The sequence below is a fragment of the Nocardioides immobilis genome (assembly GCF_003515065.1).
In the GTDB taxonomy this organism is placed as follows: domain Bacteria; phylum Actinomycetota; class Actinomycetes; order Propionibacteriales; family Nocardioidaceae; genus Nocardioides; species Nocardioides immobilis.
Genome location: NZ_QXGH01000030.1, coordinates 37,854 through 52,312, shown reverse-complemented (window position 1 = coordinate 52,312; position 14,459 = coordinate 37,854). Strand labels below are relative to the sequence as shown.

Sequence of the window (14,459 nt, the reverse complement as noted above, 5' to 3'; positions counted from 1 at the left end):
TCGTCGCCGTCAGACCTCGCTGACCACCACGTCGAGCTGGGTGCCCTTCTTGGTGGGCTCCTCCATCTCGACCGTCCAGCCCAGGTCGGACAGCAGCTCAGCGAGACCGGCCGGCGTCCGCGGGTCCCCGCCGTCCTCGAGCAGGGCGCGCACGAGGCGGCCCTTGGTGGCCTTGTTGAAGTGGCTCACCACCTGCCGCCGGCCGGCGACCTCGTGCAGCACCCGCACGGTCGCGACCCGGGGTGCGAGCTCGGCGGGCGGGCGCCAGAAGCCCGCGTACATGCTGGACCGGAGGTCCACCAGCAGCCCCTTGCCGAGCGCGTCGACGACAGCCGGGCCGAGCGACTCGCGCCACCAGCCCGCGACCGGTCCGAGGCCGGGCATGCAGGCATCGCCGGAGAGGCGGTAGGCCGGGATCCGGTCGCCCACCCGGACCAGCCCGAACAGGCTGGAGGTGATGGCCAGCCGGGACGCGGCTCGTCGCTTCGCCGTCGTGGAGAGCGTGTCGAGTCCGAGGGCCTCGTAGAGAACCCCGTCGTAGACCCGGTCCGCCCGGGCGGTCGGCGCGTCGGCCAGCGTCGCGTTGCGCGTGACCAGGTCGAACTGGGTGCGCGAGAGCCCGAGCACCGTGGCCGCGTAGTCCGGTTGGTCGCGACACATCGCGACCAAGGCGTCGAGGACCCGCTCCCTGGCGGGGGTCAATGACGGCAGCGACAGGGACTTGAGCTCGAGGGGCCTGCCCCGCCCAGGGGCCGCCTTGCCCTCGCTCGGCGGCAGCAGGATCAACATCAGCGCCCAGCGTAGTGCGCGGACGGCAGCAGTCCAGAGAGTGACCTCTCCGTGAACGCAGGACGTCCGCGCGCCGCCCGGCTGCGGCCCCTCCTGACCCGGTTAGGGTCGTCGCATGCCGAGCAATCTGGTGGTCCGGGTCAAGGAGAGCTCCGACGCCTTGCGGGCGGCGCTCAAGGAGGTCGAGCAGGAGCTCGACCTGCCCGGCGAGTTCCCCGCCGAGGTGCAGCAGGCGGCCGAGAAGGCCGCTGCCGAGCCGACCCTTCCCGACCTCGACCGCACCGACGTCGCGTTCCTCACCATCGACCCCGAGGGATCGATGGACCTCGACCAGGCCGTCCACATCGAGCGGGACGGCACGGGCTTCGTCGTCCACTACGCGATCGCCGACGTCGCTGCCTTCGTCCGTCCCGGCGACCCCGTGGACGTCGAGTCCCACGCCCGCGGCGAGACGTTGTACGGCGCCGGCAGCCGGATCCCGCTCCACCCGCCCGCCCTGTCCGAGGGCGCCGCCTCCCTCCTGCCGGACCAGACCCGACCCGCGCTGCTGTGGTCGATCACGCTCGACGAGGCCGGCGCTCCGACCGACGTCCAGGTCGAGCGCGCGCTGGTGCGGTCCCGTGAGCGGACGTCGTACGACGCCGCGCAGGCTGCGCTCGACGACGGGACCGCCGGCGACGTACTGCAGCTGTTGCGTGAGGTCGGCATGCTCCGCGAGCAGCAGGAGCAGGCCCGTGGCGGCGTCTCTCTCCCGCTGCCCGAGCAGGAGATCGACGTCACCGACGAGGGGGAGTTCCGGCTGGAGTTCCGCCGCCAGCTGCCCGTCGAGCTCTGGAACGCCCAGATCTCGCTGCTCACCGGGATGTCCGCCGCGAAGCTGATGATCGACGGCAAGATCGGGCTCTTGCGTACGCTGCCCCCGCCTGACCCGCGGGACGTCGAGCGCCTGCACCGCGTGGCGAAGGGGCTCGGGATCGAGTGGCCCGAGGGCACGGCCTACGACGCGTTCATCCGGTCCCTCGACACCAGCAGGGCGGCGCACCAGGCGATGGTCGTCGCCTGCACCCGGCTGCTGCGCGGCAGCGGCTACGCCGCGTTCGACGGCGAGGTGCCGGCGAAGCACGAGCACTCCGCGATCGCCGCGCCGTACGCCCATGTCACCGCACCCCTGCGCCGCCTCGGCGACCGCTACGCCGGCGAGGTCTGCCTCGCGCTGTGCGCCGGCAAGCCGGTGCCCGACTGGGTGTTGACCGCGTTGCCCGACCTGCCGAAGACCCTGGAGGAGTCCGGGCGGCGGGCCGGCTCCTACCAGCGGGCCGTGCTCGACGTGATCGAGTCGGGCCTGCTCGCCCATCGGCTGTGCGAGGAGTTCGCCGGCGTGATCACCAGCGTCCACGAGGACGACCCGCGCAAGGGCGTCGTCGTCCTCTCCGAGATCGGCGTCGAGGCGCCGGTGACCGGCGAGAGCGACCTGCCCCTCGGGACCGAGGTCCGGGTCACGCTCGAGTCCGCCGACCTGGCGACGCGCGAGGTGGGGTTCCGCCTTGGCTGAGCGTCCAGGTCTCGTCCTGGTCACCGGCGGCGTCCGGTCCGGCAAGTCGGCCCACGCCGAGTCGCTGCTCGCGTCCGAGCCGACCACGACCTACATCGCCGCCGGCCCGACCTACGACGACGCCGACTGGCGCGCCCGGATCGCCCGTCACCGTGAGCGCCGACCCGCGACCTGGGCCACCATCGAGACCACCGACCTCGCTGTCGCCCTCGCCGAGGCGACCGGTCCGGTGCTGGTCGACTGCCTCGGCACCTGGCTCGACGCGACCATCGGCGGCGCGGGGCTGTGGGAGGCGCCGGTCGACGAGGTGGAGGGGTACGTCGCCACCCGCACGACCGGTGTCACTGCCGCCCTGCGCGCGGCGACGAGCCCGGTCGTCGTCGTCACCAACGAGGTTGGCCTCGGCGTCGTCCCCGAGCACCGCTCGGGCCGGATCTTCCGTGACCTGCTCGGCACCATCAACCAGCGGATCGGCAGCGTGTGCGACGAGGTGCACCTGGTGGTAGCGGGACGGGTGCTGCGGATCTGAGAGCCGTTGTCGGTGCTCGCGCCTAGCGTGCCGGACATGGCTATCGCACGTGATCCCTACTTCGTCCTGGACTGCCCCGACCCCGGCGAGCTGGCCCGCTTCTACGGCGAGCTGCTCGGCTGGACGCCCTCGGTCGACGACGACGGCGGCTGGGCCCGCATCAAGTCGGACAACGGGGCGATCTTCTTCCAGCGGGTCGAGAGCTTCCGCGCCCCGGACTGGCCGGGGCAGGACGTCCCCCAGCAGATGCACATCGACGTCGACGTCGACGACCTCGACGAGGCCGAGGCGGCGACGCTCGCGATCGGGGCGACCAAGCACCCGCACCAGCCGGGGGAGTCGTTCCGGGTCTTCCTCGACCCGGCCGGCCACCCCTTCTGTCTCTGCAAGGTTTAGGGCGCTCCGGCGAGCCCGATCAGGAGCGCGGCGAGCGCGACCTCGATCGCGGCGCCGAACACGTCGCCGGTGACCCCGCCGAAGCGGCGGACGGCGCGCCCGACGAGCAGGAGTACGGCGAGCGCGGCCACGCCGACCGCCAGGGGGCCCCGCCACGGGTCGACGAGCGCGGCGGCGCCGGCGAGCCCGGCCCACCCGACGAGGGTCCACCAGCCCGGCACCCGCCGGGTGAACGTCGAGCCCAGGCCGTCGCGCCGAGCCGGCGGGACCGGACTGGCGCAGGTGATCCACAGTGCGGCCCGCGATGCGCAGACCGCGGTGCCGGCGACCACCGCGGACCGCGTGTCGCCCACGAACGTGGCGAGCGCGGCCGCCTGCGCGCCGAGCACGAGGACGACGGCCACCACGCCGGCCGGGCCCGCCGTACCGCCCTTCATCACGGCGAGCGAGCGCTCCCGGTCGTAGGAGGCCGTGAGCCCGTCGGCGACGTCGGACAGCCCGTCCAGGTGCAGCGCGCGGCTCCCCAGCGCGAGGGCGCCGAGCGCGACGAACGCGACCGCGAGCGGCGGGATTGTCGTCTCGCCGCCGGCCCACAGGATCGCCCCGACGAGGGCGCCGAGGGGGAGCACGGCGACGGGTGCGAGCACCAGCGCCCCGGTGGCGACGCCGGGGGTCACCCGCAGCACCGCCGGTACGGGGATCGCCGTGAGCATCCCGAGCGCGAGCCGCAGGCTGCGCCCCACGACCGCCGGACTGCGTCCGGTCACTGCGGCGGCAGCAGGTCCGCGAGCAGCGCGACGTCGCGGAGCACGGCGACGGCCGACCGCAGCACCGGCACCGCGGCGACGGCGCCCGAGCCCTCGCCGAGCCGCAGCCCGAGGTCGAGGACCGGCTCGAGGCCGAGCTTCGCGAGCGCGAGCGTCTGGGCGGGCTCGGTCGAGCGGTGGCCTGCGGCGAACCAGGCCGCTGCGCCCGGCGCCAGCCGGTCGGCGGTCAGGGCGCAGGCGACCGACATCAGGCCGTCCAGCAGGACGGGGACGCCGCGCTCGGCGGCGCGTGCGAGGTAGCCGGTGGCCGCGGCGAGGTCGGCGCTGCTGAGCGCGGTCAGGGTGTCGACGGGATCGAGCACGCGGTCGCCGGCGCGGTCGAGGGCCTGCTGCACGACCTGGACCTTGTGGCTCCAGGTGGCGTCGTCGACGCCCGTGCCGCGACCGGTGACCTCGCTGGCGGGCAGTCCGAGCGCGGCGGCGACGAGCGCAGCTGCCGGCGTGGAGTTGCCGATGCCCATGTCGCCGCTCAGCAGCAGCTGCGCCCCGGCATCGATCTCCTCGTCGGCCGCCGCCCGGCCGGCATCGAGGGCGCGCCGGGTCTCGTCGGGCGTGAGGGCGTCCTCGAGGTGGATGGCCCCGCTGCTGCGCCGTACCTTGCTGGCCTGCACGTCCGCAGGCACGCCGTCGAGGTCGTCGTCGACGCCGAGGTCGAGCACCCGGACGTGGACGTCGTGCGCGGCCGCGAGGGCCGACACCCCGGCCTTCCCGGCGACGAAGGTGCGCACCATCGCGGCGGTGATCTCGGCCGGGTACGCCGACACGCCGTGCTGGGCGACGCCGTGGTCCCCGGCGAAGATCACCAAGCGCACGTTCACGAGGGGCGCCGGTGGCACCTGGCCCTGGGCTGCTGCGAGCCAGACGGCGAGGTCGCCGAGCCGGCCCAGCGCACCCGCTGGGGTCGCGAGCCCGGCGAGCCGGTCAGCCGCGGCTGCGGCGAGGCTCGGGTCCGGCGGCGGGACCGGAGACCCGGTCGTAGAGGGGCGATCGACCATGGTGGGAACCTACCGCCCCTCCGACCGGGGTCAGACGAACACCAGGGGCCTGGACCGTGGAGGCGTGGGCACGTCTCGATCTGAGATCCTGGCGCGGTGACGAGCGGTGGACACTCCGTCCTGGTGGTCCCCGTGCCCGAGCTCGAGCCGTTCGTCCGCGGCCGGTGGGTGCACTACCTGCCGAGCTGGCTCTCCCACGACCCGACGTTCACCCACGCCCACATCACCGCGCTGGCGCCGTACCTCCCACGGCCGACGGCCGCCGACCTGGCGCGTGTTGCCGGCGTCGCCGCGGCGACGACTCCCTTCGACTACGTGCTCCGCGAGGTCGCGGAGCTCCCGGACGGGTTCCTCCACGCGCCGCCCGAGCCCGTGGAGCCGTTCGTCGCGCTGACCCATGCTCTGTGGGAGGCCTTCCCGCAGTGCCCGCCCTACGCGGGGGAGTACGACGTCGCCCCGCACGTCACTCTCGACCAGCGGTCCGATCTGGTATCGGCCAGGAGCACCCGCGCGCTCCTCGGGGACCTGCTGCCCGCCCGGTGCCGGGCGGACCGGTTGGAGCTGCACTGGTACGAGGAGGGCAACTGCCACGTGGTCGTCGACTGGAAGCTCGGCTAGCGCTGCTCGAGTGCCTCCCACACGGCCGTGCCGCGGTCGTGCGTGCCGAGACCGCGGGTGACGTACGCGGCGGCGTACGAACCGCCGAAGGACCACCAGGCGCTGCTGCCGCCCGCCCCGCCCATGCTGATCTCCTCGTCGTCGACCTGGAAGCCGAGCGTCCAGGTGACCTCCCGGTCGAGGACGCGGTCGCGGCCGGTTGCGGCCGTTCCGACGTACGCCGCGTGCAGTGCCGGTCCGAGCAGTGTCGCGACGGCGCCGTCGGGGGACATCAGGTCGGCGTAGAACCTCGCCAGCCCACGGGCCGAGGCGTGCAAGGCGACGGCCGGGAAGCTGCAGGTGCGGAACCGCTCGGAGTTGAGGACGTCGATGTCGAGCAGCCCGGGCGGCCGGCCCAGCGCCGGGCCCCATCGGGGATCGTCGAGGTACGACGCCGGCCAGCCCGCGTCGACGGCCACCACGTCGGCGACCCGGCCCAGGTCGGCGGGGGAGACGCGCAGGTGGACGTCCCAGCCGTGCGCGGCCGCGATCGCGGCGAACCGGTCGGCCAGGTCGTCCCCCGTGGCGCGACGGAGGATCTCGTCGCACAGGTGGCCGTAGGTGAGGGCGTGCTCGGCGACCGCGGCACCGGGCTCGTGCTCCGGTGGGGCAGCGGCGAGCATCGCGACCAGGGCCGCGCGGTCGTCGTACGGGACGTCGGCCGCGGCCTCGGGGAAGCACGCGAGGCCCGCCGAGTGGGCGAGGACCTGGCGCACGGTGGTCGCGGCCTTGCCGGCGGAGGCGTACTCGGGCCAGACCTCGGCCACCCGCTGGTCGAGCCCGAGAGCTCCCTCGGCGACCGCGGTGAGGACCGTGAGGGCGGCGAACGGCTTGGCGACCGAGTACGTCATCACCAGGGTCGCCGGGTCCCAGGGCACGGCGCCGTCGCGGGTGCCGACCTGGTGCTCGACCTCGACCTCGCCGTCGCGGATGACGCACACCGCCGCCCCCGGCTCGGAGCCGTCGGCGGCGAAGGAGTCGAGGATGCTGACCACCGGGTGCATGCCCTGATTCTTGCGTCACTCGGCGGAATGCCCGGGACTTCGCCGGGGTCGGAGGGCTCGTCGACGTTCGTCGGGGTCTGAGCCTCGTGTAGCCACACGCCCACCGTCTTACATTTCGTGACACACTTGCCGCATGGCAGCCACGATCACCTTCCGCCCTGACGACGAGGCGCGCCTTGCGCTCGAGGAACTCACTGCTGACGGCACCCCCGTCTCGGCAGCCGTGCGGAACGCTCTGGTCGAAGCCGCTGCGCGCCATGCGAAAGCCCGGCTCCGGTCGGAGGTGGAGGCGTTGGCGACCGACCCGGAAGACCGGGCTGAAGCCGCTCGCGTCCTCCGCGACATGGAGCACCTGCGTGCGTGGTGACGTCTATCGGGTCCGCTCGCCGCGGGGAGCCCGCGGCCATGAACAGCAGGGGAGCCGCTACGCAGTTGTCGTGCAGTCCGACGACTTCGAGGCATTGTCCACTTGGCTGGTTGCCCCCACCTCGACCTCCGCGAGGGCAGCGACCTTCCGACCAGTTGTCGAGGTCAACGGCGAGCAGACTCTGGTGCTCGCCGAACAGACGAGCGCGGTCGACACGAGCCGACTCGGTGAGCGCGTCGGCCACCTCGGATTCGACGAGCTGAGGGCCGTCGATGCGGCCCTTCGTCTCGTCCTCAGTGTCTGAGGCGCTGAGAAGAGCGGTTCCAGCGACGAGCGCCACATCCTTGCCGCGCTGGACGATCTCGTCGACTCGTGCGAGCCAGGTCTTGATGTGGAGTAGTTCCTTGGCTGCCTTCCGGTCCATCAGAGGAGTACCGCCTCGCGGCGGATGTCGTCATCGAGTCGTTCCTTCAGACCGCCGTACGAGGTGAGGTCGACCTCACGGCCAAGAACTTGCTCGATGAGTTGCGTGAAACGGATGAACCCGAACGACGAGGTGCCTTCAGGCGGTTCCACCAAGAGATCGATGTCGGAGTCCCTACGCGCTTGGTGGCGTGCCACGGAGCCGAAGACCGCGAGTCGGGAGTAGCCGTGCTCGGCCGCCAGCGCCTTCAGGACTGGCGCGGCCGCGGCAAGGAGGACCTCGGGATGCACGGCGCCGAGATCGGGCGCGAACTTGAGTTGCTGGCTGACCGCTGGCTGCGAGATGTCGAGCACTTCTGCGATCTGCCGTTGGCTCATCCCGGTCGCGACCATCGCGCGGAGGGCAAGCGCGCGCCGCAGCCGCGCAACGTCCTCGTCGCGCCGGGCGTCGCGGTACTCGCCCACCAGTGCCATAAGGCAATCTTATCACTGAACCTGTCGCGCTCTGGCTCAGTGCCCGCGGTCGGCCGTCCGCCGCTGGTGTTCGCCTTCGAGTCTGGTGGGGACTAACGACGGCTGATTTCAGCGTTTCCGCAGGTCAGGGGCCATTTGGGGGACGGGCCGACCTGTAAGCCGGGTTCTGTGATCGGTGACCATCCATCTACGACCGCCGTTGCCGACGGCCTCCAGCGGCCTACCCGTGTACTCGGGCGAGCAGCCCTCGAACGCACACTGTCTGGCCTTGCTCCGGGTGGGGTTTGCCGAGCCGCCCCGGTCACCCGGGGCGCTGGTGGGCCCTTACTCCACCGTTTCACCCTTACCTCGCCCTCGAGAGGGTGAGGCGGTCTATTTTCTGTGGCACTTTCCCGCGGATTGCTCCGGGTGGGTGTTACCCACCACCCCGCTCTGTGGAGCCCGGACTTTCCTCGGAACCCGCTCCTGTCACCAGGAGTGAGTCACGCGGTCACCCGGTCGGCCCGTCCTCGTCACAGGGTAGTGCTTCCGGGAGGAGTGCGACGGAATCACCGCTCCCGTGCCATCGTTGGAACCCCCATGAGCGAGCAGGACATCCCGCTGCAGGCCCCGGGCATCGCGTTCCCGGGTGCGGTCGCGCGTCCGGAGAGCGCCTACCGCACGGCCCACGACCTGCTGGAGCGGAGGGCGCCGAGCGAGGCGCTCAAGATCCTCGAGCCGGCGCTCGACCAGGAGCCGGCCAACCGCGGCCTCCGGCTGCTGCGCGCCTGGGCCTACCTGATGCGCGCGCAGCTGGTGAAGGCGTCCGACGAGCTCGCCCAGCTGGTCGAGGACGACCCGTCCGACGCGTGGGCGCAGCACGCCCTCGGACGCGCGCTCGAGCGGCAGTCCCGTCACCGTGAGGCACTGCCCCACCTCCGCCTCGCGGCGGCGATGAGCGGCGACGTCGAGCACGAGCTCGCGGTGCTCCGCGTGGAGCGGCTGGCGGGGGATCTCGACAAGTAGCCGGGTCAGGCGGTGCGGGTGATGCTCACGTCCACGGTCATCCGTGACGTCTTCGCCCCGGAGTAGATGCCGCTGAGCGGCGAGACGTCGTGGTAGTCGCGCCCGGTCGCGATCGCGATGTAGCGGTCGTCCGGCGCCGTGTCGGCGGTCGGGTCGAAGGCCTGCCAGCCGGCGTCCCACCACTCCAGCCAGGCCTTCGAGTCGCCGGCGACGGTCTCGCCGACGACCGGCTCGGCGACCGGGTGCACGTAGCCGGAGACGTACCGGGCGGGGATCCCGATCGATCGCAGCCCGCCGATCGCCAGGTGCACCATGTCCTGAACGACCCCGGCGCGCTGCCGCCAGGCGTCGGCCGCGGGGCTGCGCACGTCCGTCGACCCGGGGAGGAAGTCGATCGACTCGTTGACCAGTCGGCACACCTCCCGGGCGGCCTCGCCCGGCAGCGTGCTGGCGTCGGCGATCGCGCGGACGGCGTCGGCGAAGTCCGGGGGAGGGGCGACCATGGCGGGGAGCGTGAGGTACTCCGTCCACCGGTCGGCCACGGCGCGGTCGCCGTACTCCTCCCACGGCGTGGTGGGCGGCGCGGCAGCCGCCCGGTCGACCTGCACGGTCGACGTCGCCACCACGGACATCGCGTCGTGCGGGTCGAGGACCTCGAAGGTGATGACGTGGCTGCCGAAGTAGTCGCGGTACTCCGACGTCCATGGCTTGGGGTGCACGGCGAGGCGGGTGTGGACCACGATCTGGCCGGGCGTGGTCACCGGCGTCATCCGGGCCTGGTTGTACGACGCAGCGGCCAGCCCGTCGTACTCGAACTCGGTGGTGTGCACGACCCGCAGCTGCATGCTCACTGCCGGACCCCCTTCCAGGACACGGCTTCGGCGCCGGCGAAGTACTTGCGGCTGATCGCGGCGGTCGCGGCCGCGCAGGTGCGCTGGAGCATCTCCATCTCCTCGGGGAGGTCGGCGACCACGTCGGCGAGCGAGCGGTACTCCAGCTCGGCGCGGGTGCGGCCGATCAGCCGGTGCGCCTCGTCCTGGAAGCCGGCGCGCGCGCTGCCCGGCTCCATCTCGTCGAGGCACTGCTCCGCGCGGTTGAGGGCGAACACAACCGACCGCGGGAACAGCCGGTCGAGCAGCAGGAACTCCGCCGCCGCCCGCTCCGTCTCCATCCCGCGATAGGTGCGGAGGAACGCCTCGTACGCGCCGCAGGCCCGGAGCGTGCTCGCCCACTGCGCGACGCTCCCGCTCGACAGCGACGTCGCCGCGATCAGCCGCGACGTCATGTCGGCGCGCTCGAGGCAGCGACCGAGCATCAGGAAGTGCCAGCCCTCGTCGCGGGTCATCGTCGCGTCCGCCGTGCCGTTGATGAGGGCCGCGCGCTCGCGCACCCACTGGAAGACGTACGGCGGCCGCAGCCCGTCGAAGCGCCCGGAGGGGATCGACAGGTAGGTGGTGTTGATGACCTCCCAGAGCGGCACCGAAAGGATCTCGCGCGCCCGCCGGGCGCTCTCCCGTGCGGCCGCGATGGCGGCCGCGATCGACGTGGGCGAGCTCATGTCGTAGGCGAGCAGCCGCAGCACCTGGTCGATGTCGACCTTGGCCGACAGGGCGACCCCGAGCTGGACGGCCGCGTCGTCGGGCTCGAGGCCCATGATCAGCAGCAGGTCGCGGCAGGTCTGCGACTCGTCGACTCCGGCGTCCTCGAGCAGGAGCTGGGTCTGCACGTCGAGGATCCGGGCGGTGTCCTCGGCCCGTTCGACGTACCGGCCGATCCAGAACATCGACTCCGCGATCCGGCTGAGCATCATGCGGAGCCCCCCTGTTCCTGTCCCTGGGCCTGTCCCGGTCCCTGGGCCTGTGCCTGGGCCTGGGCTGGGGCGACCTGCCCGACCGGCCCGGCGAGCACCCAGGTGTCCTTGGTGCCGCCCCCGCGGGAGGAGTTCACGATCAGCTCGCCCTTGCCGAGCGCGACCCGGGTCAGGCCGCCGGGCAGCACCCACACCCGGTCACCGTCGTTGACCGCGAACGGCCGCAGGTCGACGTGGCGTGGACCGAGCTCGCCGTCGACGAACGTTGGCACCGTCGAGAGCTGGACGACCGGTTGCGCGATCCACGACCGCGGGTCCGCCAGCACCTTCGCGCGCAGCGTGTCGAGCTCGGCCGCCGAGGCGTGCGGACCGATCACGATGCCCTTGCCGCCGGACCCGTCGACCGGCTTGAGCACCAGCTCGTCCAGGCGGTCGAGCACCTCCTCGCGGGCCTCGGGCTCACCCACGCGCCAGGTGTCGACGTTGCGGATGACCGGCTCCTCCGCGAGGTAGTAGCGGATGATGTCCGGCAGGTAGGTGTAGACCAGCTTGTCGTCGGCGACGCCGTTGCCGACCGCGTTCGCCAGCGTCACGTTGCCCGCGCGGGCGGCGTCGATCATCCCGGGACAGCCGAGCATCGAGTCGGCCCGGAAGTGGACGGGATCGAGGTACTCGTCGTCGATCCGGCGGTAGATGACGTGCACCGGCGCCAGGCCCTTGGTGGTCCGCATCATCACCTCGCCGCGCCGGCACACCAGGTCGCGCCCCTCGACCAGCTCCACGCCCATCGTCCGGGCGAGGAGCGCGTGCTCGAAGTAGGCGCCGTTGTAGACGCCCGGGGTGAGGACGACGACGGTCGGGTCGGTGACGCCGGCGGGCGCGGCAGCGCGCAGGGCGGTGAGCAGCCGCTGCGGGTAGCCGGCGACCGGCCGGATCCGGTGCTGGGCTGTGGTCTCGGGCAGCGCGGCCGAGATGGCCCGGCGGTTCGTCATCACGTACGACACACCCGACGGGACCCGCACGTTGTCCTCGAGCACCCGGAACTCGCCGGTGTTGTCGCGGATCAGGTCGATGCCGGACACGTGCACTCGCACGCCGTTGGCCGGCCGGACGTTGGCAGCCTCGCGGTGGAAGTGGGACGAGGTCGTGATCACCCGGCGCGGGATCACCCCGTCGTCGAAGACCCGGCCGGCGTCGTACACGTCGGCAAGGAACGCCTCCAGCGCCCGCACCCGCTGCTGGACGCCGCGCTCGATGACCGACCAGGTGTCCATCTCGATGACCCGCGGCAGGATGTCGAGCGGCATCGCCCGCTCCTCACCGCCGATGTCGAACGTCACGCCCTGGTTGAGGTAGCCCGCCTGGAGGGTCTCCACCCGGCTGACCAGCTCGGGCGTGGTCATGGTGTCGAGCGAGTCGCGCAGCCGGAGGTACGGCGACCGCAGCTGGTCGCCGTCGAACATCTCGTCGTAGGCAGGCCCGTTGGAGCCGTAGCCCTCGAACATCGTGTTCACGTCGACCCGATCCGTGCCCATGGCCGGACACTACTCATGTCGGGTAACGCGGATGTTGCAGGAACCGGCTGTAGTTTGAGGCCCATGCAGTACTGGTTCTGTCTGACGCACCACGTCGTGGAGCCCGAAGAGGGCTGCCCCAACAAGGACCGGCTGGGTCCCTACCCGACCGCGGCCGAGGCGGCCCGCGCGCTCGAGAAGGCGGCCGAGCGCACCGAGGCCTGGGACGAGGACCCGGTCTGGAACGACGACGTCGAGGACAAGTAGGTCGTTGCCTCCCTTCCGACGCCGGCGCAAGATCAAGCCGGTCGCCGACGGTCCCCGCGGCGCGATCTCGTTCACCCCGTGGCTCGGGATGATCCTGACCGTCTCGTCGTTCTTCCTCTACGCCGCCAGCGGCCTGATCGCCCCGTGGTGGGGGATCGTCGTGATGGTCGCGATCTGGCTCGTGCTCTTCGTGCTGTGCTGCGTCTGGTGGACGCCGTACCCGAAGCGGCTGGTCTGGATCGGGGTGCTGTCGTACCCGCTGTGGTTCTGCCTGATCGTCGGCGGCGCGCTCGTGTTCGGCTGGAAAGCCTGAGCCCGCGTCGGCGAAAAACGAAGACTGCGGGGAAAGACGGAGGTTGATCGAGGCGGCTCCAACACCTCAACCAGCTCTTGAACGTCCTCCCCCGCAGCCCTCTTGCGTCACGTGGTTGGGGGACCAGTTGGTGACGGGCTCATTTCATCGTGCGCCTTGACAGGTGTCAAGTTCCGACTGGCCAAGTGGTCAAACTTATCAGGACACTTGACCAAATTGTCAGATTTGGGACTACGCTCAACGGCATGGCGAGCGCCTCGGGTCGTAGACCGCCGGCTGATAAGTACGACGAACGCCGCCGGGCGATCGCCGAGTCGGCGACCCGAACCCTGGGCGAGCTGGGCTACGCCCGCGCCAGCCTCCGCGAGATCGCGAACAACTCCGACTTCAGCCACGGTGTCGTCCACTACTACTTCAAGGACAAGCACGACCTCATCGTCTACTGCGTCCGCGAGCTGAAGACGGTCTGCGTCCGACGCTACGACGGCGTCGTCGCCGACTCGCGGACCCCGGACGAGTTGGTGACCGGGTTCGCCGACGAGCTGGCCGACACGCTGAAGGAAGAGGCGTCCATGCACCGCCTCTGGTACGACGTGCGCAGCCAGAGCATGTTCGAGGAGCGGCTGCGGGACGTCGCGACCGAGATCGACGGCTGGCTGGAGCAGATGATCTGGCGGATCGTGTCCCGGTACGCCGAGCTGGCCGGTGCCGAGCCGGCGCTGCCGCCGTCCGTGCTCTACGGGATCCTCGACGGCCTGTTCCAGCAGGCCTTGATCGCCGTCACCCGCGGCCACGACGGCGCGCTCGACGAGCTGCGCGAGCTGGTGCACCAGCTGTTGCCGACGATGATCCGGCCGTCGCTCACGACCTGAGGAACCGGCTGCCGAGTGCGGCTCCGACGTCGGCCAGGTGGGCGACGACCTCGTCGGTGGTGGATTCGACCAGGCCCGATCGCCAGGCCAGCATCAGCTCGATGAAGCCGCCGATGCCGAGCAGCGTGTTGATGCGCAGCGCCTGCTCGTCGACGCCCTCGCGGAGGAACGGCCGGGCCAGCCCGATCATCAGGTCGGTCGCCATCTGCACGGTGTCGCGCCGGCGCTGCTCGAGGACTGCGCTGCCGGCGTGGTCGCCGAAGATGATCTGCGCGCGAGCCGGCTCGTCGGCGATGTGGTGCACCACGGCGTCCAGCACGGCGCGCAGCTGGTCGAGCGCGCCCTCGTCGCTGGCGGAGGCGATCACCGAGGTGAGCATGTCGAGCGTCTCGTCGCGCATCTGGTCCCACACGGTGCCGAGCAGGGCGTCGCGGTCGGTGAAGCTCTCGTAGAAGTAGCGGTCGGTGAGGCCCGCCTGGGCACAGACGCCCCGCATCGTGACCGCCGCCCAGCCCTGCTCCTGCCAGATCTCGAGAGCCGCCTCGACCAGCTGGGCACGGCGCTCGGCGCGGCGCTGCTCCGCGCTCTTGCCGCCGTACCTCCGGGGGGAGACCTTCGCCGCTTCCACGAGAACATCTTGACGGCAGGTGCCCTCAGAATGCAAT

The 14,459-nt window shown here is 71.8% G+C and carries 19 protein-coding genes and 1 other RNA gene; 10 read left to right on the top strand and 10 right to left on the bottom strand.

Annotation, left to right across the window (positions count from 1 at the left end; all coding sequences use genetic code 11):
* Positions 1 to 9 precede the first annotated feature (9 nt).
* Positions 10 to 789 (bottom strand): peroxide stress protein YaaA, encoded by a 780-nt coding sequence (gene yaaA / locus D0Z08_RS23295; protein WP_118927673.1) that lies wholly within the window; start codon positions 787 to 789, stop codon positions 10 to 12.
* Positions 790 to 904: 115 nt separating this feature from the next.
* Between yaaA and D0Z08_RS23290 the strand changes: the two genes are divergently transcribed.
* The 3 genes from D0Z08_RS23290 to D0Z08_RS23280 are packed head-to-tail and all read left to right on the top strand — an operon-like array spanning position 905 to position 3,266.
* Positions 905 to 2,341, top strand: coding sequence for an RNB domain-containing ribonuclease (locus tag D0Z08_RS23290; protein ID WP_118927672.1), 1,437 nt, complete (start codon positions 905 to 907; stop codon positions 2,339 to 2,341).
* Positions 2,334 to 2,870 (top strand): bifunctional adenosylcobinamide kinase/adenosylcobinamide-phosphate guanylyltransferase, encoded by a 537-nt coding sequence (locus D0Z08_RS23285; RefSeq protein WP_118927671.1) that lies wholly within the window; start codon positions 2,334 to 2,336, stop codon positions 2,868 to 2,870. Before D0Z08_RS23290 ends, D0Z08_RS23285 begins: the two co-directional genes overlap by 8 nt.
* 36 nt (positions 2,871 to 2,906) lie before the next feature.
* Positions 2,907 to 3,266 (top strand): VOC family protein, encoded by a 360-nt coding sequence (locus D0Z08_RS23280; RefSeq protein WP_118927731.1) that lies wholly within the window; start codon positions 2,907 to 2,909, stop codon positions 3,264 to 3,266.
* On the opposite strand, the gene D0Z08_RS23275 is transcribed toward D0Z08_RS23280, so the two are convergent.
* Positions 3,263 to 4,009, bottom strand: a complete 747-nt coding sequence (locus D0Z08_RS23275) for an adenosylcobinamide-GDP ribazoletransferase (protein WP_245994334.1) — start codon at positions 4,007 to 4,009, stop codon at positions 3,263 to 3,265. The genes D0Z08_RS23280 and D0Z08_RS23275 overlap by 4 nt on opposite strands.
* A gap of 20 nt (positions 4,010 to 4,029) precedes the next feature.
* Positions 4,030 to 5,088, bottom strand: coding sequence for a nicotinate-nucleotide--dimethylbenzimidazole phosphoribosyltransferase (gene cobT, locus D0Z08_RS23270; RefSeq protein ID WP_118927670.1), 1,059 nt, complete (start codon positions 5,086 to 5,088; stop codon positions 4,030 to 4,032).
* A gap of 96 nt (positions 5,089 to 5,184) precedes the next feature.
* Here cobT and D0Z08_RS23265 point away from each other — a divergent pair, with 96 nt between their 5' ends.
* Positions 5,185 to 5,706 carry a 2'-5' RNA ligase family protein gene (locus D0Z08_RS23265; protein WP_118927669.1) on the top strand — a complete coding sequence of 174 codons (522 nt, stop codon included), beginning with the start codon at positions 5,185 to 5,187 and terminating at the stop codon, positions 5,704 to 5,706.
* On the opposite strand, the gene D0Z08_RS23260 is transcribed toward D0Z08_RS23265, so the two are convergent.
* Positions 5,703 to 6,749, bottom strand: coding sequence for a serine hydrolase domain-containing protein (locus D0Z08_RS23260; RefSeq protein WP_118927668.1), 1,047 nt, complete (start codon positions 6,747 to 6,749; stop codon positions 5,703 to 5,705). The genes D0Z08_RS23265 and D0Z08_RS23260 overlap by 4 nt on opposite strands.
* 133 nt (positions 6,750 to 6,882) lie before the next feature.
* Here D0Z08_RS23260 and D0Z08_RS23255 point away from each other — a divergent pair, with 133 nt between their 5' ends.
* Complete coding sequence (locus tag D0Z08_RS23255) at positions 6,883 to 7,116, top strand: hypothetical protein (RefSeq protein WP_118927667.1); 234 nt, start codon at positions 6,883 to 6,885, stop codon at positions 7,114 to 7,116.
* On the top strand, positions 7,106 to 7,420 hold the full coding sequence (locus D0Z08_RS23250) for a type II toxin-antitoxin system PemK/MazF family toxin (protein ID WP_118927666.1): 315 nt from the start codon (positions 7,106 to 7,108) through the stop codon (positions 7,418 to 7,420). The genes D0Z08_RS23255 and D0Z08_RS23250 overlap by 11 nt, the downstream gene beginning before the upstream one ends.
* Positions 7,421 to 7,539: 119 nt before the next feature.
* Here D0Z08_RS23250 and D0Z08_RS23245 read toward each other — a convergent pair whose 3' ends face one another.
* Positions 7,540 to 8,004, bottom strand: a complete 465-nt coding sequence (locus tag D0Z08_RS23245) for a nucleotidyltransferase domain-containing protein (RefSeq protein WP_220454315.1) — start codon at positions 8,002 to 8,004, stop codon at positions 7,540 to 7,542.
* A 148-nt stretch (positions 8,005 to 8,152) separates the two neighbouring features.
* Positions 8,153 to 8,519, bottom strand: an RNA gene (gene rnpB, locus D0Z08_RS23240) — RNase P RNA component class A.
* A gap of 73 nt (positions 8,520 to 8,592) precedes the next feature.
* Between rnpB and D0Z08_RS23235 the strand changes: the two genes are divergently transcribed.
* On the top strand, positions 8,593 to 9,018 hold the full coding sequence (locus D0Z08_RS23235) for a tetratricopeptide repeat protein (protein WP_118927664.1): 426 nt from the start codon (positions 8,593 to 8,595) through the stop codon (positions 9,016 to 9,018).
* Positions 9,019 to 9,023: 5 nt separating this feature from the next.
* On the opposite strand, the gene D0Z08_RS23230 is transcribed toward D0Z08_RS23235, so the two are convergent.
* The 3 genes from D0Z08_RS23230 to D0Z08_RS23220 are packed head-to-tail and all read right to left on the bottom strand — an operon-like array spanning position 9,024 to position 12,363.
* Positions 9,024 to 9,863, bottom strand: a complete 840-nt coding sequence (locus tag D0Z08_RS23230; RefSeq protein WP_118927663.1) for a transglutaminase family protein — start codon at positions 9,861 to 9,863, stop codon at positions 9,024 to 9,026.
* Positions 9,864 to 9,865: 2 nt separating this feature from the next.
* Entirely contained in the window at positions 9,866 to 10,828 is a 963-nt protein-coding gene (locus D0Z08_RS23225) for an alpha-E domain-containing protein (protein ID WP_245994333.1), read from the bottom strand.
* The gene (locus tag D0Z08_RS23220) at positions 10,825 to 12,363 is read right to left on the bottom strand and encodes a circularly permuted type 2 ATP-grasp protein (protein ID WP_220454313.1); all 1,539 of its coding nucleotides are present in this window, start codon (positions 12,361 to 12,363) and stop codon (positions 10,825 to 10,827) included. Before D0Z08_RS23220 ends, D0Z08_RS23225 begins: the two co-directional genes overlap by 4 nt.
* Positions 12,364 to 12,426: 63 nt before the next feature.
* Between D0Z08_RS23220 and D0Z08_RS23215 the strand changes: the two genes are divergently transcribed.
* The 3 genes from D0Z08_RS23215 (at position 12,427) to D0Z08_RS23205 (ending at position 13,794) form a co-directional block, all read left to right on the top strand.
* The gene (locus D0Z08_RS23215; RefSeq protein ID WP_182481449.1) at positions 12,427 to 12,609 is read left to right on the top strand and encodes a hypothetical protein; all 183 of its coding nucleotides are present in this window, start codon (positions 12,427 to 12,429) and stop codon (positions 12,607 to 12,609) included.
* A 4-nt stretch (positions 12,610 to 12,613) separates the two neighbouring features.
* The gene (locus D0Z08_RS23210) at positions 12,614 to 12,922 is read left to right on the top strand and encodes a hypothetical protein (RefSeq protein ID WP_118927661.1); all 309 of its coding nucleotides are present in this window, start codon (positions 12,614 to 12,616) and stop codon (positions 12,920 to 12,922) included.
* 245 nt (positions 12,923 to 13,167) lie between these two features.
* A complete protein-coding gene (locus D0Z08_RS23205; protein WP_118927660.1) occupies positions 13,168 to 13,794 on the top strand; it encodes a TetR/AcrR family transcriptional regulator in 627 nt (208 codons plus the stop codon).
* Here D0Z08_RS23205 and D0Z08_RS23200 read toward each other — a convergent pair.
* The gene (locus tag D0Z08_RS23200) at positions 13,784 to 14,422 is read right to left on the bottom strand and encodes a TetR/AcrR family transcriptional regulator (protein WP_118927659.1); all 639 of its coding nucleotides are present in this window, start codon (positions 14,420 to 14,422) and stop codon (positions 13,784 to 13,786) included. The two genes, D0Z08_RS23205 and D0Z08_RS23200, sit on opposite strands and share 11 nt — an antisense overlap.
* Positions 14,423 to 14,459: the final 37 nt, after the last annotated feature.